General features: G+C 48.3%; 27 protein-coding genes. 24 read left to right on the top strand and 3 right to left on the bottom strand.

Going from position 1 to position 23,708, the window contains the following annotated elements; all coding sequences use genetic code 11:
• Positions 1-350: 350 nt before the first annotated feature.
• Positions 351-2,000 (bottom strand): glucose-6-phosphate isomerase, encoded by a 1,650-nt coding sequence (gene pgi, locus LG381_RS05925; protein ID WP_000789996.1) that lies wholly within the window; start codon positions 1,998-2,000, stop codon positions 351-353.
• Between the two features lie 293 nt (positions 2,001-2,293).
• On the opposite strand from pgi, the gene lysC reads away from it, so the two are divergent.
• A complete protein-coding gene (gene lysC / locus LG381_RS05920; protein ID WP_001112913.1) occupies positions 2,294-3,643 on the top strand; it encodes a lysine-sensitive aspartokinase 3 in 1,350 nt (449 codons plus the stop codon).
• Between the two features lie 54 nt (positions 3,644-3,697).
• On the opposite strand, the gene LG381_RS05915 is transcribed toward lysC, so the two are convergent.
• Entirely contained in the window at positions 3,698-4,045 is a 348-nt protein-coding gene (locus LG381_RS05915) for a Mor transcription activator family protein (RefSeq protein ID WP_000619864.1), read from the bottom strand.
• A gap of 537 nt (positions 4,046-4,582) precedes the next feature.
• Between LG381_RS05915 and LG381_RS05910 the strand changes: the two genes are divergently transcribed.
• The 22 genes from LG381_RS05910 (at position 4,583) to LG381_RS05805 (ending at position 21,475) form a co-directional block, all read left to right on the top strand.
• A complete protein-coding gene (locus tag LG381_RS05910; protein WP_032226484.1) occupies positions 4,583-4,870 on the top strand; it encodes a putative holin in 288 nt (95 codons plus the stop codon).
• Positions 4,871-4,872: 2 nt separating this feature from the next.
• The gene (locus tag LG381_RS05905; protein WP_105280732.1) at positions 4,873-5,478 is read left to right on the top strand and encodes a transglycosylase SLT domain-containing protein; all 606 of its coding nucleotides are present in this window, start codon (positions 4,873-4,875) and stop codon (positions 5,476-5,478) included.
• A 12-nt stretch (positions 5,479-5,490) separates the two neighbouring features.
• The gene (locus LG381_RS05900; protein WP_000777271.1) at positions 5,491-5,805 is read left to right on the top strand and encodes a hypothetical protein; all 315 of its coding nucleotides are present in this window, start codon (positions 5,491-5,493) and stop codon (positions 5,803-5,805) included.
• 117 nt (positions 5,806-5,922) lie between these two features.
• Positions 5,923-6,378, top strand: coding sequence for a Gp37 family protein (locus LG381_RS05895; protein ID WP_225762136.1), 456 nt, complete (start codon positions 5,923-5,925; stop codon positions 6,376-6,378).
• Positions 6,375-6,572, top strand: coding sequence for a hypothetical protein (locus LG381_RS05890; RefSeq protein ID WP_225762135.1), 198 nt, complete (start codon positions 6,375-6,377; stop codon positions 6,570-6,572). Before LG381_RS05895 ends, LG381_RS05890 begins: the two co-directional genes overlap by 4 nt.
• Complete coding sequence (locus LG381_RS05885; protein WP_225762134.1) at positions 6,562-7,986, top strand: phage tail sheath family protein; 1,425 nt, start codon at positions 6,562-6,564, stop codon at positions 7,984-7,986. Before LG381_RS05890 ends, LG381_RS05885 begins: the two co-directional genes overlap by 11 nt.
• On the top strand, positions 7,986-8,510 hold the full coding sequence (locus LG381_RS05880; RefSeq protein ID WP_000907501.1) for a phage major tail tube protein: 525 nt from the start codon (positions 7,986-7,988) through the stop codon (positions 8,508-8,510). Before LG381_RS05885 ends, LG381_RS05880 begins: the two co-directional genes overlap by 1 nt.
• Positions 8,511-8,560: 50 nt before the next feature.
• On the top strand, positions 8,561-8,878 hold the full coding sequence (locus LG381_RS05875; RefSeq protein WP_032226490.1) for a phage tail assembly protein: 318 nt from the start codon (positions 8,561-8,563) through the stop codon (positions 8,876-8,878).
• Positions 8,838-8,966, top strand: a complete 129-nt coding sequence (locus LG381_RS22430; RefSeq protein ID WP_071995201.1) for a GpE family phage tail protein — start codon at positions 8,838-8,840, stop codon at positions 8,964-8,966. The genes LG381_RS05875 and LG381_RS22430 overlap by 41 nt, the downstream gene beginning before the upstream one ends.
• Positions 8,967-9,067: 101 nt before the next feature.
• Positions 9,068-11,428 (top strand): phage tail tape measure protein, encoded by a 2,361-nt coding sequence (locus LG381_RS05865; protein ID WP_225762133.1) that lies wholly within the window; start codon positions 9,068-9,070, stop codon positions 11,426-11,428.
• The gene (locus LG381_RS05860) at positions 11,428-12,381 is read left to right on the top strand and encodes a phage tail protein (protein ID WP_225762132.1); all 954 of its coding nucleotides are present in this window, start codon (positions 11,428-11,430) and stop codon (positions 12,379-12,381) included. The genes LG381_RS05865 and LG381_RS05860 overlap by 1 nt, the downstream gene beginning before the upstream one ends.
• Positions 12,381-12,590, top strand: coding sequence for a tail protein X (locus tag LG381_RS05855; RefSeq protein ID WP_001269712.1), 210 nt, complete (start codon positions 12,381-12,383; stop codon positions 12,588-12,590). The genes LG381_RS05860 and LG381_RS05855 overlap by 1 nt, the downstream gene beginning before the upstream one ends.
• A complete protein-coding gene (locus tag LG381_RS05850; RefSeq protein ID WP_225762131.1) occupies positions 12,578-13,618 on the top strand; it encodes a phage late control D family protein in 1,041 nt (346 codons plus the stop codon). The genes LG381_RS05855 and LG381_RS05850 overlap by 13 nt, the downstream gene beginning before the upstream one ends.
• Positions 13,619-13,627: 9 nt before the next feature.
• Positions 13,628-14,329 (top strand): phage baseplate assembly protein V, encoded by a 702-nt coding sequence (locus LG381_RS05845; RefSeq protein ID WP_105280725.1) that lies wholly within the window; start codon positions 13,628-13,630, stop codon positions 14,327-14,329.
• Positions 14,330-14,427: 98 nt separating this feature from the next.
• Positions 14,428-14,787, top strand: coding sequence for a GPW/gp25 family protein (locus LG381_RS05840; protein WP_225762130.1), 360 nt, complete (start codon positions 14,428-14,430; stop codon positions 14,785-14,787).
• Entirely contained in the window at positions 14,778-15,893 is a 1,116-nt protein-coding gene (locus LG381_RS05835; RefSeq protein WP_225762129.1) for a baseplate J/gp47 family protein, read from the top strand. The genes LG381_RS05840 and LG381_RS05835 overlap by 10 nt, the downstream gene beginning before the upstream one ends.
• Complete coding sequence (locus LG381_RS05830) at positions 15,886-16,518, top strand: phage tail protein I (protein WP_105280722.1); 633 nt, start codon at positions 15,886-15,888, stop codon at positions 16,516-16,518. The genes LG381_RS05835 and LG381_RS05830 overlap by 8 nt, the downstream gene beginning before the upstream one ends.
• Positions 16,519-16,520: 2 nt before the next feature.
• On the top strand, positions 16,521-18,146 hold the full coding sequence (locus tag LG381_RS05825; RefSeq protein ID WP_225762128.1) for a phage tail protein: 1,626 nt from the start codon (positions 16,521-16,523) through the stop codon (positions 18,144-18,146).
• A complete protein-coding gene (locus tag LG381_RS05820) occupies positions 18,143-18,850 on the top strand; it encodes a DUF4376 domain-containing protein (protein WP_225762127.1) in 708 nt (235 codons plus the stop codon). Before LG381_RS05825 ends, LG381_RS05820 begins: the two co-directional genes overlap by 4 nt.
• The gene (locus LG381_RS05815; protein WP_225762126.1) at positions 18,847-19,302 is read left to right on the top strand and encodes a hypothetical protein; all 456 of its coding nucleotides are present in this window, start codon (positions 18,847-18,849) and stop codon (positions 19,300-19,302) included. The genes LG381_RS05820 and LG381_RS05815 overlap by 4 nt, the downstream gene beginning before the upstream one ends.
• Positions 19,303-19,809: 507 nt before the next feature.
• The gene (locus LG381_RS05810; protein ID WP_225762125.1) at positions 19,810-20,961 is read left to right on the top strand and encodes a lipopolysaccharide N-acetylglucosaminyltransferase; all 1,152 of its coding nucleotides are present in this window, start codon (positions 19,810-19,812) and stop codon (positions 20,959-20,961) included.
• A 241-nt stretch (positions 20,962-21,202) separates the two neighbouring features.
• Positions 21,203-21,475 carry a DUF3811 domain-containing protein gene (locus LG381_RS05805; RefSeq protein WP_001207630.1) on the top strand — a complete coding sequence of 91 codons (273 nt, stop codon included), beginning with the start codon at positions 21,203-21,205 and terminating at the stop codon, positions 21,473-21,475.
• On the opposite strand, the gene rluF is transcribed toward LG381_RS05805, so the two are convergent.
• Positions 21,476-22,348 (bottom strand): 23S rRNA pseudouridine(2604) synthase RluF, encoded by an 873-nt coding sequence (gene rluF / locus LG381_RS05800; RefSeq protein WP_225762124.1) that lies wholly within the window; start codon positions 22,346-22,348, stop codon positions 21,476-21,478.
• A gap of 348 nt (positions 22,349-22,696) precedes the next feature.
• Between rluF and LG381_RS05795 the strand changes: the two genes are divergently transcribed.
• A complete protein-coding gene (locus tag LG381_RS05795) occupies positions 22,697-23,644 on the top strand; it encodes a sugar-binding transcriptional regulator (RefSeq protein ID WP_000431660.1) in 948 nt (315 codons plus the stop codon).
• The last annotated feature ends 64 nt before the right edge of the window (positions 23,645-23,708 follow it).

Here is a 23,708-nt window from a genome sequence, read left to right as displayed (position 1 = left end):
AATAATTATGTTAATCATGAGGTTAAAATAAACACAAAAGCGATTGACCTGCGTATTTTCCGAAATGATTACAGACTAAAAATCTATTTTAGGATTAACCTCACGGTATGATTTTCGTTAAATCACAGACAAGAGGATTTATCTGATAGAACAATGCCGACTTATAGTCGGCATTGTTATTAAGGTTATTTAATCAATCGTGCTATGTATTAATTGCCGAATACGATGTACATATCGGCATCGACCTGTAGGCCTGATAAGACGCGACCGCGTCGCATCAGGCACCGGTTGCCGGATGCGGCGTAAACGCCTTATCCGGCCTACGTAGCGGCATCAGACATGCACGATGATTAACCGCGCCACGCCTTATAGCGGTTAATCAGACCATTGGTCGAGCTATCGTGGCTGCTGATTTCTTTGTCATCTTTCAGCTCCGGCAGAATACGGTTAGCCAGCTGTTTACCCAGCTCCACGCCCCACTGGTCAAAGGTGAAGATGTTCAGGATCACGCCCTGAGTAAAGATTTTGTGCTCATACAGCGCAATCAACGCCCCCAGGCTGAACGGGGTGATTTCGCGCAGCAGGATGGAGTTGGTCGGACGGTTACCTTCGAACACTTTAAACGGCACTACATAGTCGAGCGTCGCCGGATCTTTACCCTGATCGCGATATTCCTGCTCTACCACTTCGCGGGATTTACCAAAGGCCAGAGCTTCGGTCTGAGCGAAGAAGTTAGACAGCAGTTTCTGGTGGTGATCAGAGAGCGGGTTATGGGTGATAGCCGGCGCGATGAAATCGCACGGCACCATTTTGGTTCCTTGGTGGATCAGCTGGTAAAACGCATGTTGCCCGTTTGTACCCGGCTCACCCCAGATAATCGGGCCAGTCTGGTAATCCACTACGTTACCGTTACGGTCAACGTATTTGCCGTTGGATTCCATATTGCCCTGCTGGAAGTACGCCGCGAAACGGTGCATATACTGGTCATACGGCAGAATCGCTTCAGTTTCCGCGCCAAAGAAATTGTTGTACCAGATGCCGATCAGCGCCAGCAATACAGGCAGGTTTTTCTCGGCTGGCGTGGTGGAGAAATGCTTGTCCATCGCGTGTGCGCCGGAAAGCAGTTCAACGAAGTTATCAAAGCCGATGGAGAGAACAATCGACAGACCAATCGCTGACCACAAAGAGTAACGGCCGCCGACCCAGTCCCAGAACTCGAACATGTTGGCGGTATCAATACCAAACTCGCCAACGGCTTTCGCATTGGTGGAGAGCGCCGCAAAGTGTTTCGCAACGTGCTTCTCATCACCGGCCGCTTTCAGGAACCAGTCACGCGCGCTATGGGCGTTGGTCATGGTTTCCTGAGTGGTGAAGGTTTTAGACGCCACCAGGAACAGCGTGGTTTCAGGGTTCACTTTTTTCAGCACTTCTGCGATGTGAGTTCCGTCAACGTTAGAAACGAAGTGCATATTCAGGTGATTTTTGTACGGACGCAGTGCTTCGGTCACCATGTACGGGCCGAGGTCAGAACCGCCGATACCGATGTTCACCACGTCGGTGATTGCTTTGCCGGTATAACCCTTCCACTCACCGGAAATAATCGCTTGCGAGAAGGTTTTCATCTTCTCCAGCACCGCGTTGACTTCCGGCATTACGTCTTTGCCATCAACCAGAATCGGCGTATTACTACGATTACGCAGCGCCACGTGCAGCACGGCACGGTTTTCGGTGCGGTTAATCTTCTCGCCAGAGAACATCGACTTAATCGCGCCAGCCAGATCGCACTCTTTCGCCAGATCCTGCAATTTCGCCAGAGTTTCTTCGGTGATGCGGTTTTTGGAGTAATCCACCAGCATCTGATCGTCGAAGGTTGCGGAGAACTTAGAAAAACGATCGCCATCTTTAGCAAAAAGATCGGCGATCGTAACGTCTTTCATTTCATCGAAGTGTTTCTGTAGTGCCTGCCAGGCAGCGGTCTGCGTTGGATTGATGTTTTTCATTAGCAATACTCTTCTGATATTGAGAATTGTGACTGTGGAAGATTGTAGCGCCAGTCACAGAAAAATGTGATGGTTTTAGTGCCGTTAGCTCAGCTAACTACTGAAGAGGATAAAAAGTATAGACGTTATAAGCACAATTTCTGACCACGCCCGCTGCATGAATAATCCGCATAATCCCGGCGTTGACACACTCCCCTACACCTTTTATTTATAAATACGGTCTGCGCCTGCACCGGTTTCTATTTTGCCTTTGTGCCAAGGTCGCTTCTTTCATTCCCTGACACGAGGTTGTTATGCCCGATATTGTTGTCTCCAAATTTGGTGGTACTAGCGTGGCTGATTTCGACGCCATGAACCGCAGCGCCGACATTGTGCTTTCTGATGAGAATGTTCGTTTAGTTGTGCTTTCTGCTTCTGCGGGGATTACTAACCTACTTGTTGCACTGGCTGAAGGTCTGGAACCGGTTGAGCGTTTCGAAAAACTCGATGCTATTCGCAATATTCAGTTCGCCATTCTGGAGCGCCTGCGTTACCCGAACGTCATCCGTGAAGAGATTGAACGTTTGTTGGAGAACATTACCGTTCTGGCCGAAGCGGCGGCGCTGGCAACATCTCCGGCTCTGACGGATGAACTGGTTAGCCACGGCGAACTGATGTCTACTCTACTATTTGTTGAAATCCTGCGCGAACGCGATGTCCAGGCGCAGTGGTTTGATGTGCGTAAAGTGATGCGCACCAACGACCGGTTTGGTCGCGCGGAGCCAGATGTTGTTGCACTCGCGGAACTGTCTGCGTTGCATCTGACTCCACGGCTCAGTGAAGGTTTAGTCATCACCCAGGGCTTTATTGGTAGCGAAAGTAAAGGGCGTACTACAACACTTGGACGTGGCGGCAGCGATTATACGGCAGCCTTGTTGGCGGAAGCCTTACACGCATCTCGCGTTGATATCTGGACTGACGTCCCTGGCATCTACACGACCGATCCGCGCGTGGTGCCGGCAGCAAAACGCATTGATAAAATCGCTTTTGAAGAGGCCGCTGAAATGGCGACCTTTGGCGCGAAAGTGCTGCATCCAGCGACGTTGCTGCCCGCAGTGCGCAGCGATATTCCGGTGTTTGTCGGTTCCAGCAAAGACCCACGTGCTGGCGGTACGTTGGTGTGTAATAAAACCGAAAATCCACCGCTGTTCCGTGCACTGGCTCTGCGCCGTAAACAAACGCTATTAACCCTGCACAGCCTGAATATGCTGCATTCCCGTGGCTTCCTCGCGGAAGTTTTCGGTATCCTCGCGCGGCATAATATTTCGGTGGATTTAATTACTACGTCCGAAGTGAGCGTGGCATTAACTCTTGATACGACTGGTTCAACTTCCACTGGCGATACATTGTTGACGCAATCACTGCTGATGGAGCTTTCGGCGCTGTGCCGCGTGGAAGTGGAAGAAGGCCTGGCACTGGTGGCGCTGATTGGTAATGACCTGTCAAAAGCCTGCGGCGTCGGCAAAGAAGTATTTGGCGTGCTGGAACCGTTCAACATCCGCATGATTTGCTACGGCGCTTCCAGCAATAACCTGTGCTTCCTGGTGCCGGGTGCTGATGCGGAACAGGTGGTGCAGACATTGCATAGTAATTTGTTTGAGTAAACGACCAGTACAGGTGAATAGCGACCCACGTCGCTATTCACCATGCCGGATCAATTACGAATTACTACGGCGCTGTTGCTTTTCCGCATGTACGCGTTTCACTATCTTATAAATCCATTGCAGCGTCAGATTATATTTCTTCGCTAATTCGGCGTAGTTGCGACCATCGCACTCGCTATAGATTTGGTAGTCACGCTCCGACGCCCGTCCAGAGATCCCTTTCGGGAAATAAATGCTTTGCCCCCCCCAGTTACGCATCATTCGGTCAGCAATGGCAAAGCCCACATTTTCCGCCGATGAGCTGTCGAGATTGATGCTCTCAATCAGAACTTGCGATGCATGAAACGCCAGGTCGTTAATGATCTCCGGTGTCCGGGCCATCTCTTTTGATTTTCGTATCATTTTTCATCTCCATATATCTTGCATCCTGAATAAGACCCGATGCGTGTAAAACCACGGATATACGCTAAGCAGTTGTCATTACTGCTACTCAATACATTCAACAAACAAATAAACAATCACCAAAAATATAAATTTTTAATATTAATGAACACCATAAATTCACAAAATAAATATATTGTTTGCGTTACGTTTCTTGTCAACTGGAGTATCATTTTACACGATACTGTATACACATACAGTATTATTTTTACCTGTAGTATAAAAAGATCGTTTCCCTCACAGTCGCTAACTTTCTTAAACAAACTTTAAAAATCAAATAACTACTGACTACTCCTACGATCCACCATCCTCTTTTCCCTGCATAATGACGCGCTTATTCGCCAGGTCACCTTTTGCTCTTTTATTAATGGGTGGATTTATTAGCGAGCATGTTCATTTATAGAGGATCTATTTTTTAAAGTTATTTATTAAAGCTTTTTTCATTCTTCACTGGAGGGATCTGGCGACACTAAACGCTCACTTATCAGGAGATATCGTATGAAAAAAGTCACTTTTCCCCGGCTTTCCGGCTGGCTGGTCGCTTCCGTCGCGCTGTTTGTCGTGATCGGCTGGACATCTTCCGCACAGATCCCGGTAGTCATTTATAAACTAAGCCTGGTTTCGCTCTCCGCTGTGCTGGGATACTGGCTCGATCGCAGTCTGTTTCCCTGGGCGCGGCCTGACTCATTTTGCCCTTGGGAAGAGGCGCGATGTTGCGCGGCGGCAATGATTCGTCGGGCTATCATCGTTGCAGCCGTCTGCCTTTCCGTCGCGTTAGGACTTTAATGATGCAGGTAAAATTTCTCGCGCTAATTACTCTGTTCGCGTTCTTCCCGCTTAACGCATCTGAACCGCCGCGAGCATCTCTGGCATGGCGAAACGAACTGATTCGAACTGCACGAGAAGTCTGGGGGCTGAACGCCCCGGTGGCGGACTTCGCCGGGCAGTTACACCAGGAATCCGCCTGGCAGCCAATGGCGCGTTCCCCCGTCGGCGCACAGGGTATGGCGCAATTTATGCCTGCCACAGCGACATGGATAAGCCAGTTGTATCCACAGCTACGTGAAAATAAGCCCTATAACCCAACCTGGGCGATTCGCGCGCTGGTGCAATATGACCAGCATTTGTGGAAAAACATCTCTGCGAAAAATGACTGTCAGCGTATGGCATTTACCCTAAGCGCCTATAACGGCGGTCAGGGATGGGTTAACCGGGATAAAAAACTGGCCGCATCCAAAGGGTTAGATGCCACTATCTGGTTTGGTCATGTTGAACACGTCAACGCCGGGCGTAGCGCCGCAAACTGGCGAGAAAATCGTCACTACCCGAAGATGATCCTCTATCAACATGCCGCCCGCTACTTACTCTGGGGACAGGCAAGCTGTCTTCACTAATCAGAGGGGCCGATGAAACTCAGTATCGATTTTTGGGAAGTGATCTCCCTTATGCTTTCCTTCGTTGGATTAATGTTTGCTGCCGGAAAATTGCTGTTAGCACAAATTGAAAAAAGACTTAATGAGCGTTTTGAATCTCTGGAAAACGCACGCCGGGAATCAGAAACAAATTGGTCGAAACTGGAAAGAGAATTTCTCGAATTTCGTGCCGAGCTTCCGCTGCATTATGTCCGCAGAGAAGATTATCTTCGTGGCCAGGCAGTATTAGAAGCAAAGCTGGATGCCTTATATAGCAAAATAGAGCTATTACAACGTGGTAGCTATTAAATTCAATTTTTTCTCTAAAGCAGATTAAAAGAACCTTCACCTTCACTACGTCAGAATACATTTCAACGATAACGGAGTAAGCGTTAACGAATCAGCAATAATCAAGGAACACCCTATATGGAAATTTTATCTGTAATGAATTCTGTTGTGACCATATTACGTGAACAGAATCCCGAAATGGACGTATTTATTTCATCGGTCGATGCCCAGAAATATATTCCACAGACACAGCAAGTTACAGTAATTATTAATTATAGCGGTTCTCTATTTGCCATGCCTGAAAGCAGTGATGCTCTCGTGCAACAGCAAACGCTCCGCTTAACTGCCACCGTTATTGTTGGCAAAAATTGTGACGCGTTAAACGCACTGGATCGCATACGCAGCGCACTGGGGGGGATCCAGCTTCCTGATTGCGAGCGTCTTCTTTGGCTTGAAAAAGAAATCAATGCAGGCGAGAGCGGTGGTTTCTGCCGCTACATCCTGGAAATGGCGACCAGCTCGCTGTTTATCGCGAAACGGGAAAGCGCGGACCTTACCCTGCTTACTGAAGTTAATTACGAGGAAACTGAATGAAATATATCTACAACGGCCCGGCAAGCGGCGTCACCCTTGCCGACGGACAAGAAATCTTATTGTGGCCGAACAGTGAAATTGATCTGCCAGAAGACAACGAGTGGGTCATGACCATGATTGCCCACAATCATCTGACTCCCGTCATCACTCAGGAAGAACAAAATAACGGAGAGGAAATTGTACATGGCAGCTAATTACCTGCACGGTGTCGAAACCATTGAAATTGAAACCGGTCCGCGCCCGGTTAAAGCGGTAAAATCCGCTGTAATCGCTTTAATCGGTAGTGCACCATGCGGTCCGGTAAACAAACCAACATTGTGCCTTTCTGAAAGCGATGCCGCGCAGTTTGGCTCGACTCAGGCGAACTTTACGATCCCGCAGGCGCTGAAGGCGATTTACGACCACGGTGCTGGTACGGTGGTGGTGATTAACGTACTGGACCCGGTAAAACATGGCTCCAGCATCAGCAATGAGAGTATCACTTTTGATTCCAACAACCAGGCGAAACTGGCTCATAGTGCGGTGCGTAATGTTGTCCTGAAACCCTCTTCAACATCAGCCACCACGTATAGCAGCACAGCGTTTCATGTTGATGAACAAACAGGAATAATCACTCGTGCAGAAACTGAGATCCCTGCCGGAGCGAAAGTTTGCGCCTATTACTCATGGGCCGATCCAACAAAAGTTACCGCAGCCGATATTATTGGCGCCGTTAATACCGCAGGCGATCGCACGGGGATGAAACTGCTACAGGACACCTATAATCTGTATGGTTTCTACGCCAAAATCCTGCTTGCTCCGGTTTTCTGTACGCAAAAATCGGTCACCACAGAGCTGATTGCTCAGGCGGACAAACTCGGTGCTATCGCCTACATTGACGCCCCAATCGGTACTACATTCCAGCAGGTGCTGGCTGGTCGCGGCTCGAAAGGCGCAATCAACTTCAACACCAGTTCTGACCGTGCGCGTTTATGCTATCCGCACGTCAAAGTTTATGACGGCTCAACCAACCAGGAAGTTCTCGAACCGCTCTCTTCACGCGCTGCCGGACTGCGTGCCAAAGTAGACCTGGAGAAAGGTTTCTGGTGGAGCAACTCAAACCAGGAAATTCAGGGCATTATCGGTATCGAACGTTCACTTTCCGCAATGGTTGATGCCCCGCAAAGTGAAGTGAATCAGCTCAACGAAAACGGCATTACCACAGTTTTCAATAGTTACGGCTCTGGTCTGCGTTTATGGGGCAACCGCACTGCGGCATGGCCTACCGTGACCCATATGCGTAACTTTGAAAACGTTCGCCGCACGGGCGATGTGATTAACGAGTCGATCCGCTATTTCAGCCAGCAGTATATCGATATGCCGATTAATCAGGCGCTAATTGATGCCCTGACCGAGTCGGTAAATACCTGGGGCCGTAAGCTGATTGCCGACGGCGCACTGCTTGGCTTTGAGTGCTGGTACGATCCGGCGCGAAATTCACCGACCGAACTCAGCGCCGGGCATTTATTGCTGAGCTATAAATTCACCCCGCCACCGCCGCTGGAACGTCTGACGTTTGAAACTGAAATTACTTCTGAATATTTAGTCTCTCTGGAGAGCAATAGCTAATGGCTGGAAAAATTCAAATTAACCGTATTACCAATGCCAATATTTATCTCGATGGTAATAACCTGTTAGGTCGTGCAACCGAAATTAAATTACCAGATGTCAGTTTAATTATGCAGGAGCATAAAGCACTGGGCATGGTCGGTAAAATCGAGCTCCCGGCAGGTTTCGATAAACTGGAAGGGGAAATTAAATGGAACTCCTTTTATCAGGACGTCATGCGTAAAACGGCAAACCCGTGGCAGGCGGTAGCATTACAGTGCCGCTCCAGTATTGATTGCTATAACTCCCAGGGGAAAGCGAATCAATTAGCGTTAGTCACTCATTTGACTGTTATGTTTAAAAAGAATCCACTGGGAACATTTAAACAAAATGAAAACCCGGAATTCAGCAGCGCCTTTGGTTGTACCTATATTAAACAGGTAGTCGATGGTGAAACACTGCTGGAGCTGGATTACCTGGCGAATATTTTCCGCGTTAACGGCGTGGATCAATTAAGTACCTATCGCAATAACATCGGTGGCTAAGTTATTCGGGGCTACGGCCCCGATTTCCGCATGATAAATAAGGATACAAAATGAAAGAACATTATATCTTACAGTTCCCGTTTACTTCAGCGGCGGGAGACGTAATTAACACTCTGCAATTACGTCGCCTGAAAGTAAAAGATATGCGCAACGCCCGCCGGATCAGCGAAAAACCAGAAGAGTGGGATGAACCGCTAATGGCTGCAATGACCGGACTGGTGCCAGAAGATTTAGCTGAAATGGATTTGCTGGATTACCAGGCATTGCAGAAACGATTTCAATCCATGCTTAGCGTGGTTACAGAATCCTCCCCTGCTATGGCAGGCAATGGCGCTACTGGCGAGATGGTTTCGCTTTCCGCCCAATGAGATAGACGCCCTTACCGTCGATGACTTTAGCAACTGGCTGGATGAAGCCAACGCCCAAATAAAAATCGAATATGGCTCGCAGACCTGATGTCTGCGAGTTTCCCAAGCCCGTCAGGTTTATTTCTTCCCTGCCCCTTTTTTTAGAAAAATAACCAGCGGGCCATTATCAATATTTAAAGAGAAACAATTTTGGCCAACGATATTATTACCCAGCTTCAGGCGCGTAATGAGACGTTGACGCAGGCAATAGCCCGTTACGGCTCACTCAACGCCAGAACATTGTTAACTCTCTCTACTCAGCAAGCGACAGTTATCAAACTAACGCAGCTGCTTGCCGATTCCGCTCTCCGCCTGGAGGAAAATAGCCGCAGCCGCGCTAATCTGATGGAGAAAACCCAAACATTTGCAGGGCAATTTAGCAAAGTATTTAATGTTGAAGCCCCCGACTGGAAGTTGCCGTATGAGTTTCAGGACAATATGGTCAATATGGCGACCAAAGGCGGGATGAGTGATGCCACCCGCGAGACGCTCAGCCTTAATCTGCGCGACTGGAGTATGGATTTTAACCAGCAGCAGACCACGTTACAGTCCGCCGCTCTGACCTTAGTTGAAGGCAACATATCGTCCTTGCAGGATCTCAACCGCTATATGCCGGAGATCGCCAAAGCCGCCACCGCCACGCGCGACAGCGCCGAAACATGGGCGAAAGCCGCGCTCGCGACTCATGATCGACTGAATATTGCCCCGGAAAATTTCCACGCCGCGCAAAACATGATGTACAGCGTTACCAAAAGCGGTGGGCCTGCCATTGCCGAACAAACGCAGTGGATAGAGAAATTTGCAGGTAAAACCGGCGCTCAGGGTCTGGAAGATATGGCTGAACTGACCGCAACCATGCAGATCGCCATGAAAAACGGTGCCAGCGCCAGTGCGGCGACAGAAAATTTCGCCCATTTTCTGCAAACCACCTTTTCGAAAAAAACCGATAGCTGGTTCGCCAGCCAGGGCGTTGATCTGCAAGGTTCTCTGCTTGAGCATCAGCAAAACGGTATGGGTGTTAGCGAAGCCATGACTCATATCGTGCAAATGCAACTTGAGAAGATGAATCCGGCGATCCTCGACACCTTCAAACGCACCATGCAGATTGAAGATTTATCTGCCCGCAGCACTGCGCTGCAATCGATGGTGACGCAGTTTAATCTGGGCGAAATGTTCGGCGATGCGCAAACGGTGGAATTCCTGGCCCCTATGCTGGCGAACATGGAAGAGTATCGCCAGCTAAAAGCCTCTGCCATGCAAGCCACCAGCAAGAATCTGATTAACGCTGACTTTTCTGCGCAAATGGCCTCGCCCATTGAACAGACTAAAGCGTTACAACTGGCGTTAAATGATTTATGGCTCAGCATTGGCTTACAACTTATGCCGGCGATTGGCGAGCTGGCGCAAAGCCTTGCGCCGGTTATTCGCCAGTTCAGCGCCTGGCTACGCGAACATCCGGCGCTGGTGCAAAACATTGCGAAAATCGTCGGGGCGATTTGGCTGTTTAACGGTGCGCTGAATGTTTTAAAGCTGGGCGCGAACTTCATCGCCTCGCCGTTTATTCGTCTGGTCGATATCTTCCTGAAAGTCAGGGCAAGTCTGGCGCTCGGAGGCGCGGCAAGTAAGGTGCTATCGGCGGTTAAGTCATTGGGTGGCGGCGCAAAATGGCTAACGCAACTGCTTGGTCGTGGCCTGATCGGAGCATTGAAACTGGTTGGTCGAACCGTTCTCTCGCTAGGCCGGGTGTTATTGATGAATCCCATTGGTCTGGTCATCACTGCGATTGCGGGCGCAGCTTATCTGATTTATCGCAACTGGGAACCTATCACCAGGTTCTTTTCCGCCATCTGGCAACGTATCACCACGGCCTTTGATGGCGGCATTGCTGGTATTAGCCGGTTGATTCTCGACTGGTCGCCACTGGGGCTGTTCTACAGCGCCTTTTCCGGTGTGATGAATTGGTTTGGTGTTGAGATGCCTGCGAGTTTTAGCGAGTTCGGCAGCAATATACTGGGTAGTCTGGCCGACGGCATAATGAATGCTTTCCCCGCTCTGAAAGGCATTATTGATCAGGTCAAAAACGCCATACCAGACTGGCTAAAAGCCACAATGGGGATCAGCACAGAAGCATCGGCTGCGGCTGTTACAGGCGCGACTAATACCGCATCAGTCTCCCCCGCGACCGTTGTTCCAGGCGTTGCCGGTGCGCTTTTAACGCCGCCTGTGGGCAAACAACTCGCGCCATCCAGCAAAACGGCTACGCCGTCATCGGCGCCAGCGGCAAAACCCGCGTCGGCCTCTTTACCTGGTAAATCCGTAACCAAACCGGCGACGCTACCCTCCCGTTCCCTGGGAAAAGTCCAGGTGAATTTTTCGCCACAAATTACCGTGCAGAGTAACGGACAAAACACCACTAAAGACATTCAGAACGTGTTGACGATGAGTAAACGCGAACTGGAAAGAATGATTAACGACGTAATGGCGCAGCAACAGCGCCGGGGGTATGCCTGATGTATGCCGTTTTAGGTGAGATTGAATTTAAAGTTGTCACATTCTGGGATGGCTTTAAAAGCACAATGGGCGTGGATTACGCCACACATGCCCGTATTGAAGGCAAACCTGGCGTGCAGTTTATTGGCGATAAGCTGGACATGCTGGCGCTGGAATTTTCCCTGCACAGCCAGTTTTGCCAACCCACAACAGAGCTGAATCGACTGCGTGAAGCCATGCTCGCCCACAAAGCAATGGCGCTGGTGTTTGGCAACGGTGATTATCGCGGCTGGTTTGTAATTACAGAGTTAACCGCCACTCACCAGCACACCGATCCCTGGGGCAATATCATTGCCCAAAGCGGAACAATGTCGCTCCAGGAGTATACCGGCGATCCGAAAAACCCACTCCTGCCCCCGGCGATTACCACCCAGGAGCCTAATATTGACGAAAAGGCGAGCGATTTTCCGGACAAGGTGGAGTCCTGGTTGGATCAGATATTGAACACCATTGAAGAAGGTATGCGCAAAGCCAAAGAGATGCTCGATGAACTGGCGCAATCCATTGAAGATATTAAAAAAACAGTGGCAAAGTTCAAAGCACTGATTAAAGAGGCCAAAGCGTTAAAAGAAAAGTGTGAAAAGATAATTACGTCGTTGAAAAAGACTATCGATGCCATCGAAACCCTGTTTAAACAGCCGATGGATCTGCAAACGCTGGCAGGATTACCAAAAGCGTTGTCGGCGCAGATTAAAGCATTGCTAGGTAACATGCCGGGCATCCGCGACTGTGCCGAAGACGCCGGGATACTGGTTGACCATGCACAGGCGCTTTTTGACGACATTACCAGCGACATCGCCGAAGCAACTTTCGATAAAGCCACAACGTTGGTTGAGCAGGCACGTACAACGGTACAGCAAACCATTCCCGCAGTGACTCGGCTTGCTGCCGCGACCATTACGAGGAGCTGGTAATGCGATACCTTGAACATATCACCACCGACGGCGAACGCTGGGATAATCTGGCATGGCATTACTACGGTGATGCACTGGCTTACGAACGCATTATCGCCGCCAATCCACATGTCGCCATTTATCCGGTACTGCCTTCCGGTATTCAGCTCATTATTCCAGTCATTTCCGTCAACAAAACCGTATCGGAGATCCCACCATGGCTGAGATAAGCGTAACTGGCGGCGTCTTTGCCACGCTCGCGCCCATTTTTACCCTCTGGTATGGGCATAAAGATATCACTTATGACATCACGCCCTATGTCACCAGTATCAGTTATCACGACAGTATTAAAAACGAGTCGGATACCATCGCGATTACACTGGATGACACCGATGGACGCTGGATAAAAGAGTGGTATCCCGGCAAAGGCGATACGCTGGCGCTGCACATGGGTTATCAGGGGGAAAAACTGCTCGATTGTGGTCAATATATCATTGATAAAATTGATATTTCAGCACCACCTTCCACGGTAAATATTGATGGCATCGCCACTTCCGTCAATCAGGCGCTGCGCACCCGTAATAGTCAGGGCTTTGAAGAGACAACGCTTTCAGCCATCGCCAGCCGTATCGCGCAAACTCACGGCCTGACGCTGGTGGGCAAAATCGAGCCTCTGACAATTGACCGGGTAACACAGTACGGCGAAACCGATGTTGGATTTCTCAAACGCCTGGCCAGCGAATATGGCTATGCGCTAAAGGTGACCACCAAAGAGCTGATTTTTTCGCATTTACCCACGCTGCGCTGCCTGGCGCCGGTGAAAAAGATCGACCGCAAAGACGTTTCGCATTTCACCTTCAAAGATACCATTAACCGTATCTACAAAAACGCCACCGTACAGCATCAAAATAGTAAGAAAAAAGAACTGGTTATCTACACTCACGACAGCCAGCAAAAGCCGTCTGCCCGTGGAGTCGGCACCAGTGCCGACACGCTAAAACTGAACAGTCGGGCGCCGGACGTTGGCGCGGCACAAGCAAAGGCCAACGCCGCGCTCGACAGCCACAACGAATACCAACAAACCGGAACGCTCAGGATGATGGGCTGCCCGGAACTGACGGCAGGCAATAAAATCGAGCTAACCGATTTTGGTGTGCTTTCCGGTCAGTGGCTGATTGATAAATCTACTCACAGTTTTGTGCGCAGCGGCTATACCACTGAGATCGACGTTTCACGCGGGCCAGCGACCAGCCAGTAAGGAGGCAATATGAAAGGAGTAACCCGGCAAACGGGGATTATCAGTGATATTGACGAAACCAGCGTTCGGGTGCGGGTCACGCTACCAGAGTGTGACAATCTGAAGAGTAACTGGCTTGCGGTGCTGCAGCGCAATTCTCAGGACAATAAAGACTACTGGCTACCGGATATGGGAGAGCAGGTGGAAGTTCTGCTGGATGATAACGGTGAAGATGGAGTAGTGCTGGGCGCAGTATATTCAACGGTAGATACCGCGCCAGTAGCATCGCGCGATAAAAGGTATGTCCAGTTTTCCGATGGCGCAGCGTTTGAATATGACCGCAGCACCCACCAGCTTACGATTAATGGCGGCATTGAAAAAATCGTGATTGAGGTTATCGACCGTACCCGCCTGACATCGCCCAACGTTGAGGTTAAAGCCCAACACGTCACCGTGACTTCCGACACTGTTGATGTGAAAGCCACCGATGTCAGCATTGAAGCCAGTAAGGTGGATGTTAAAGCGATGACTGTAACGGTAGACGCACCGCTCAGTACCTTTACCGGCAACGTCACGGTGATGAAAAAACTGACCTGGCTGGGTGGCATGGCAGGAAGTGGAGGCATCGGTAATGCCGCCACGATAACCGGCAATGTCAACGTGATTGGTAACGTGCAGGCCAGCGGCACATTGCAGGACAGCGGTGGCAACTCCAACCACCATTCACACTGACTTTTAACCCGCCTGATGGCGGGTTTTCTCTTTTTAATCAACCAGTTTTCTAAACCGCTTTAATATCTCCTCCGCCTGTTCAGGGCGAAAATGCCCTCATGAACACGAAAACACGCCCCTCTACGCTGCACTGGCAACCCGCCTTGCAGCGGCCTGAAGAATACGTCTGCGGACTGGATGATATTCACCAGGCAATACACATCATTCTGCGCACACCGCGCGGCAGTGATCCCCACAGACCGCTGTTTGGTAGCAACTTGTGGCACTACATCGATTATCCCATCGAGCGGGCGATCCCGCATGTGGTACGGGAGTCGGTAGAGGCCATTCGCCAGTGGGAAGCGCGCTGCCGGTTGCTGAAGGTGACACCGGTAATCGACGGGGAACATCTGACGTTACGTGTGCAATGGTGCGCCGCTGACGGCGTAATCAACTCAACGGAGGTGTTATGGCGATAGCCGAACCCAATTTTATTGACCGCGATCCTGCGCAAATTACCAGCGAGATGATTGCGCAGTACGAAGATGCCAGCGGCAAAAAGCTCTACCCGGCACAGGCCGAGCGGTTGCTGATTGACCTTTTTGCCTATCGTGAAAACCTTGTACGCATCGCCATTCAGGAAGCGGCGAAACAGAACCTGGTCGCGTATTCCCGCGCGCCAATGCTGGATTATTTAGGGGAACTGGTGGGCGTTCACCGCTTACCTGCGCAGCCAGCAAAAACGACGTTGCAGTTTTCGGTAGTCAATGCGTATACAAGCAACATCCTGATCCCCCAAGGAACACGAGCCAGCGCCTCTGACAGCGTGATGTTTGCTACCGATGAAGATGTTCTGATTCCGGCGGGAAGTTTGCATATCGCCGTTCCCGCCACCAGTCTGACAACAGGCGAAGCGGGCAATGGCTGGCAGCCTGCACAAATTAGCGCCCTTGTTGACAGGATTGGTTATTACGATATCAACGTAACCAACCTGACTGCTTCAACGGGCGGCTGCGGTGAAGAGAGTGATGACGCACTGCGCCAACGGATCCAACTGGCGCCGGAAAGTTTCAGTAATGCGGGTAGCTATGGTGCCTACCGCTTTCATACGCTTTCCGTAAGCCAGTCGATTATTGACGTTGCGGTCCTGGGGCCGGACGAAGGATTACCAGAAGGCTGCGTGGAGATCTACCCGCTAACGCTGAATGGTATGCCGGGCGTGGAACTGCTCGCGCAAATTGAACTGGAGGTTAGTAAGGAGAAAAAACGTCCGCTGACCGACAAAGTAAGTGCGAAATGCGCCGTTAGGGTGCCGTATGAGATCCGTGCGCAGCTCACACTGTTTACCACTGCCGATCAGGAGACAACGCTGGCTGCGGCGCGTAAAGCAATTAGCCTCTGGACGCAACAGCGGCAGACACATCTGGGACAGGACATTGTGCCAAACCAGATAATCAAAGTATTGCAGGTCGATGGCGTCTATGACGTTGTGCTGAACATGCCCACAAAACGTATTTTGCGGGCGCATGAGTGGGCGGAATGCACCGCGATAGACGTCACGATTGCCGGAGTCAGCGATGGATAAATTGCTGCCGCCACCGCCGCTTGCCAGCGATGAGCGTTTTTCAACTCTGGCAAATATCGCCGCCGAGCGTTTTGCCCAACTCGATCTGACGGCGTTGATGGTTTATCTGGTAGACCTGGTTGATGCTTCGGCATTACCTGCCCTTGCAGAACAATTTCACGTTCAGGGGCTGGAAGGTTGGTTATTTACCACTGATGAACGGGAGAAGCGAGAGTTAATTAAGCAAGCCATTGAGCTGCATAAATATAAAGGAACGATTTGGGCGGTACGGCGGGTACTGGAAATACTTTCTCTACCAGGAACTATTTCAGAATGGTTTGAATATGAGGGGAAGGCTTATTTTTTTAAGGTTGATATAGAGCTGGTGGATAAAGGCATGGATGAAAACCTTTTCAATAATCTGGTAGAACTCATTCATGAATATAAAAATACACGTTCAAAACTGGAAGCATTAATCGTCTGGATCATTAACCAAAGTGCTATTCCTGTTATTGGCTGTGCGCTTTATGGTGGTGAACTGACGACGGTTTTACCTTTCCAGATACGGGAAGTACAGCAAAACACATCAATCTATTACGGAGCAGGGCAATGGAGCCTTGAAATTACATATATTTACCCGGAGTAATTATGGATAATGAGTTTTATACTCTACTCACTGACAGAGGGATGGCAAAAATTGCCAATGCCCTGGCGGATAAAAAACAGCTTCATCTACAAAAAATGGCTGTTGGCGACAGCGGAGGGCAATATTATGAACCCACCGTCAGCCAAACTAAATTACGCCATGAAGTATGGCGCGGTGATTTAAATACATTAACAGTTGCGCCCAATAATCCTAACTGGTTAATTGCGGAACTTGTACTGCCAGAAAATATCGGCGGCTGGTATGTACGTGAAGTCGGTGTTTTTGATACCGATGGTGAACTCATTGCTATCGGTAAATTCCCGGAGTCGTATAAACCGCTATTACCCGGCGGCAGCGGTAAGCAAGTTTGCATTCGTCTCATTATGGAAGTTTCCAATACGGCAGCGGTAACGCTCACCGTTGATCCCAGTATTGTGCTGGCAACACGGGATTATGTTGATTCGCAACTGGATGAACATGAACGTTCGACTAATCACCCTGATGCTACGTTATCGCAAAAAGGCTTTACGCAGTTAAGTAACGCCACTGACAGTGATGACGAAACCAAAGCGGCTACGCCAAAAGCGGTGAAAGCGGCAATGATTGAGGCTCGAAATCATCGTCATACCTGGAGTCAGATTACTGATATACCGGATGGTACGCTGACGCAAAAAGGGATTGTGAAGCTTAATAACGCGACCAATAGCACCAGCACGACAGAGGCGGCGACACCGAGCGCGGTGAAGGCGGCGTATGACCTGGCGAACGGTAAGGCTGCGGGTAGTCATACACACCCCTGGGGGCAGATTACGGGTATTCCGGACGGCACCCTGACACAAAAAGGGATTGTGAAGCTTAGTAATGCGACGGATAGCAACAGTACGACGGAGGCGGCTACGCCGAGTGCGGTGAAGGCGGCGTATGATAAGGCTAGTGCTGCGGAAAGCTGCCCTGTAGGGATGCCTATTCCTTGGCCGTCTGATTCTGTACCTTCTGGCTACGCCCTGATGACAGGTCAGACATTTAATAAAGCCTCATATCCCAAACTGGCAATTGCATATCCGTCTGGCGTCATCCCTGATATGCGTGGATGGATAATTAAAGGGAAAACCAGCAGTGGGCGTAATATATTATCTACTGAACTGGATGGGGTTAAATCGCACAACCATACGGGCAGTATTTCTAGTACGGATTTAGGGACAAAAGCAACATCATCTTTTGATTTTGGAAACAAAACGGTATCTGCCTCTGATCTTGGCTCTAAGACAACATCGTCGTTCAATCACGGAAGTAAATCGTCGACCAGCACAGGTGGCCATTCACATCAAATAACATGTAAAGGTGATGCTGATTACGGTGGCAATGCACTAACCGCTGATTCTATCGGTGACTCTCGTTATGATTTTGTTAATACCGATGCAGTAGGTGATCACTCTCATACTACAGCCATTGGTATCCATGCACATACTATCGCATTGGGTAGCCATACACATGAACTTTCAATTGGTACCCATTCACATTCAATTGCACTTGGGGCCCATAACCACTCTATAACCATTAATAATACCGGCAATACCGAAAACACCGTTAGAAATATCGCATTCAATTATATTGTGAGACTAGCATGAATACTTTTACATTTTCCGATGAAGCTCAAATACTGACTGTTTATAATTTTTCACAAGACACCCAAGAATATATCGGTGAGTCTGATGCATACATTGCACCTAATACAGGTTTGCCAAATCATTGCACATTAAATTCACCACCCGAAAAGGTTTCAGGTTTTACTCCTGTTTGGGTGAATGAAAAATGGGAGCTCATTGAAGATCATCGCGGGCAAACTGTTTATAACAAAGTTGATGGTAGTCAGCTTATTATTCAAGAATTGGGTCAATTACCTGAAACTGTCACCATCATTGCCCCATCAGGTTCTTTTGAACGTTGGGATGGTGAAAAATGGCAACCATCTATAACCGATGCTAAAGAGGCGAAATACTCTGCAATCAAAAATCAACGCGATACCATCAAAACCAACTACATCATCATCAACGACCATCACTTCCACAGTGATACAAATAGCCGTATCCAACAGCTTTCACTCACTAAAATGGGAGCGGAGAAAAAAATTCCGCCAGGTTTAATGTGGAAAACTAAAAATGACGGTCTGATCGAGTTAACCAACGAAATCGCCGCCCAGTTTGAATCGGTAACAATGGATCACGATATGCGCTTATTCGCCAACGCCCAGCACCATATCGCGGCGGTGGAAGCACTGGACGATATTCAGGCGGTGCTCGACTACGATTACTCCACAGGCTGGCAACCATGAGTAAAACCACTGTCTGGCTCGCTTGTTATAAGGGTCGAACAGAGCACCGTGGTGTTGCCCGACTGGCTGACTGGCTTACCCGTAAAGTGACACGTGGTAGTTATTCCCACTGTGAATTAGCCGTTAAGCATGGTGAAAAGAGTTACCTTTGTTACTCTGCATCACTACGCGATCGCGGCGTTCGGGGAAAGATAATGCCTTTACCGCCAGATAAGTGGGATATGCTGCCGCTCCAGGCCTGCCTTCAGGACGTGGAAACGTTTTTCCATAAACATGATGGCAAAAAATACGACTGGCGCGGAGCCTTAGGAATTATCACCGGCAATAAAGAACAGTGCGATCACCTGTTTTGCAGTGAATTTTGTGCTGAATTCCTGCAATTAAAAGACAGCTGGCGATACTCACCAAATCACCTGTATGCCTTAGTAAGTAGCTGGCAATCCCATCCGTAAATCACACCGGGCACAATGCCCGGTTCCTTATATACTCTAAATAGCTTATATGGACACCTCCCCAATGCAAGCACGGTTAGACAGAGAAAATGGTCTCTGTGCCTTACCCCGAAAGGGCTGACCGAAAATGGAGAACTATTCCGCTTGGCTATTTAGAATTAGGTATAACATATTTATAAAAAATATCATCCCAAACAAAGCATTCACGTGAAGAATAAAAGCAATTTTTAAACATAAATATATTGCGTTATAAATCACTTCAAATATAGTTTGTCCTTTTGATACCCTCATAGACGATGCGAGGAAACAGCGTGTTTACTATCTCACTCCTCTGGAAAAGTAAGGTTATCACTAATAAAAATGAGTCAGATAACACGTTGCCGCTGGCACGCCACAAAGATAGAGGCTTAAGTAGGATAACATTCACATACTATGCATATACACTGATTCCTCATTTGCTTATAAAAATTCAATAAAGCAAAATAACAATAGAAAGGATAATACGTCATGGTTGATAAAATAATTTTCACTGTTACGCCAATTTTTTCCATTCCTCCACGTTGCGCAGCTGCTGTAGAAACCTGGATTTATCAGGTTGCTAAGATGACAAGAATACCGAATAGAATTGTTTGTATAAAAGAAGAAGGTTATTCTGATATCACCACTGTCAGTGAACGATGCTCAATTCATCGCATCGGGTTCAGTCGAATTTATAAACGCATATTTCAGAAATTGACGCGTATAGATCCCCTGCCTTATTCTCAACGAATTTTGAATGTCGCTAACGATTTCAATATTACGGATAACAGTGTAATCGTTGTACATAATAGCATGAAATTATATCGCCAGATTCGTGAGCGTTCACCTCATGCAAAAATAGTGATGCATATGCATAACGCTTATGAGCCAAAAGGAATGGATGTTAATGTCAAAATGCTCGTCCCCAGTAACTATTTAAAAGACTATTATCAGGGGTTTCTTCCTGATGCAGATATCGCTATAGTCCCAAATGGAACAGATCCATATAATACGGATAAGCACCATGTAAAAATCAACAGTTCTGAACTGAACATACCCCCTGACAAGAAGATTGTATTTTATGCGGGAAGAATATCTCCTGAAAAAGGATTGATGTTACTTTTACAGGCGTTTGAACTACTCATCAGAACCCGTGATGATATAGAACTGGTTGTTATAGGGGATTATGCGAGCAAAAGTAAGGGGGAAAAAGGAATTTACCAACAGAAAATTCGAGAATTAGCAAAACAACTAGGTTCACACTGCCATATGTTAGGAGGTGTCGCTCCTGAGGAAATGCATCGCTATTATTCTTTGGCTGATTTAGTTGTTATTCCATCTCAATTTCAGGAGCCATTTTGTATGGTGGCAATAGAAGCTATGAGCGCAGGTAAACCTGTACTGGTGAGTACTCGAGGTGGAATGATAGAATTTGTAAAAGATAAAGATACTGGCTATCACCTGCAAGAGCCGATGACACCAGAAACGATTGCTGTGGATATAGAAAAAACACTTAACAATCCTGATTTACTTAGTATTGCCCATCACGGAAAACAATTTGTCCTAGAAAATTATTTATGGTGGCAAGTTACTCACAAGTTTGAAACTGTAATTAGCAATTGGTTTGACTGCTCTAATTAGAACTTTAGTGACGAATTTTATTTTGAAAAAAATATTACTGATATGGATAAAAACAATACCGGGCTGTATGCCCGGTATATTACTGTTTATCCTAAAATCACAACCAGATCTGAAGCCACGAATTAAAAGAAACAGTCAAATGGATAATTTTTTCAAAAAAAAACATCCTGACTCATTCTCCTATTCTGCTCTGGGGTAAATTCCCGTACACTGAACATTCTGGCTCACTGAGGGCACCATCATGGCACTCCCCCGTATTACACAAAAAGAGATGACCGAGCGTGAACAGCGCGAATTAAAGACGCTACTGGATCGGGCGCGTATTGCGCATGGTCGTGTGTTGACCAATGCCGAAACCAACAGCATTAAAAAAGAGTACATTGATAAGCTGATGGTTGAGCGTGAGGCTGAGGCGAAAAAAGCCCGCCAGTTGAAGAAAAAGCAGGCTTACAAACCGGACCCTGAAGCGTCATTCAGTTGGTCGGCAAATACATCGACGCGCGGCAGACGCTGATTAACGCCCTTTTTTCTTCCGCCCCGGCGAGGTGAAACGCTTCCCGTTTGATGCCGGGCGACTCCCTTTTTCCGCCGTTTTTTCCATCTTCCCCACCGGGCGCTTGATCCCCGCCGTTTTCGGTTTGGACTTCGCTTTGGGTTTTGCCTCGGAAGAGGAATTTTCGATGAGCTTAAAAAGATCGATGAGTTCATCGTCAGTTAAATCGCGCCACTCGCCCAGTGGAATGCCGCTTAAGCTGACGTTCATGATGCGTGTGCGTTCCAACTTCTTCACTTCGTAGCCAAAGTGCTCACACATGCGACGAATCTGTCGGTTCAGCCCCTGCACCAGGGTAATGCGAAAGACAAATGGCGCTTCTTTTTTGACTTTGCATTTTTTGGTCACCGTCCCGAGGATCGGCACGCCTGCGCCCATGCCACGAATAAATTCATCGGTAATCGGTTTATCCACCGTCACCAGATACTCTTTCTCATGGTCATTACCCGCACGGAGGATCTTATTCACCAGATCGCCGTGATTGGTGAGGAAAATCAGTCCCTGAGAGTCTTTATCCAGGCGACCAATCGGGAAGACGCGTTTACTGTGATTAACGAAATCGACAATGTTATCTCGCTCGCCATCTTCGGTGGTGCTGACAATGCCAACAGGTTTATTCAGGGCGATAAGCACTAAATCTTCGGCTTCCCGTGGCTCAATCAGTTGACCGTTTACTTTTACAACGTCACCGGGTTTCACCTGATCGCCAATGGTGGCACGCTTGCCATTAAGGAACACATTGCCTTGCTCGATATAGCGATCCGCTTCGCGGCGTGAGCAAATTCCGCTTTCGCTGATGTATTTATTTAAACGGACTGATGAGTCGGGCAGCATAAATTCTCCTGTAAAACGCGGAATATACCGTACCTCTTAACGGGGAAAAACAGGGTTATGCAGCAACGTCGAAATTAAATGTGATCTGCCGCGCCTTTTATCACAAAAGTGTCACCAGAAGCCCGATGCAAATTTGCCTGGCGAAAACCAGGATAATCAATATATTACGAATATTTGCACACCTGTGCTGACGACTACTACGCAGAGAAACAAATGTGCAAGATAAAGCGCCATTCCAGCCCAAACAAAGAGTGAAAAATCACTTTTAAAGGCCACCATGATGGAGTTATATCAGATCAAGTGGTTAAAAAGCGTATTTGCACAAATGTGCAAAATCAGGAGGCGGCGATGGAAAACAGTGACGATATCCGTTTGATTGTGAAGATTGCCCAACTCTATTACGAACAGGATATGACGCAGGCGCAAATTGCGCGCGAACTGGGTATTTACCGCACCACCATCAGCCGCTTGCTTAAACGAGGCCGCGATCAGGGAATTGTCACCATCGCCATCAACTATGACTACAACGAAAATCTCTGGCTGGAGCAGCAACTGAAGCAAAAGTTTGGCCTGAAAGACGTTGTGGTGGTGTCGGGAAATGATGAGGATGAAGAGACTCAACTGGCGATGATGGGGTTACACGGCGCGCAACTGCTGGATCGCTTGCTGGAGCCTGGCGATATTGTCGGTTTTTCCTGGGGTCGCGCGGTGAGCGCACTGGTTGAAAACTTACCGCAGGCGGGGCAATCGCGGCAGTTAATCTGCGTACCAATTATTGGCGGACCGTCCGGTAAACTCGAAAGCCGCTATCATGTAAACACATTAACCTACAGCGCGGCAGCGAAGCTGAAAGGGGAATCGCATCTCGCGGATTTTCCGGCTCTGCTGGATAACCCATTAATTCGTAATGGGATCATGCAGTCTCAGCACTTTAAAACCATCTCTGCCTACTGGGATAATCTGGATGTCGCCCTGGTGGGAATTGGCTCACCGGCCATTCGCGACGGCGCTAACTGGCATGCGTTTTATGGTGGTGAAGAGAGTGACGACCTGAATGCCCGCCAGGTTGCTGGCGATATTTGCTCGCGCTTTTTTGATATTCACGGCGCAATGGTTGAAACGAATATGAGCGAAAAAACACTCTCTATCGAAATGAATAAATTAAAGCAGGCACGATATTCCATTGGCATTGCCATGAGTGAAGAAAAATACAGCGGAATTGTTGGTGCACTGCGTGGAAAATATATTAATTGTCTGGTAACGAATAGCAGCACAGCTGAACTATTACTGAAATAAAAATCTTCCCGATGTTTACCGTAATAAAAATTACGGCGGGTCCCTATTATCTAAAATCAGGAGT

Origin of the sequence: Escherichia sp. Marseille-Q3837, from assembly GCF_916618735.1 — a bacterium.
GTDB classification, from domain to species: domain Bacteria; phylum Pseudomonadota; class Gammaproteobacteria; order Enterobacterales; family Enterobacteriaceae; genus Escherichia; species Escherichia ruysiae.
The sequence above is the reverse complement of the archived record's forward strand: the minus strand, read 5'-3'. Positions and strand labels throughout refer to the sequence as shown.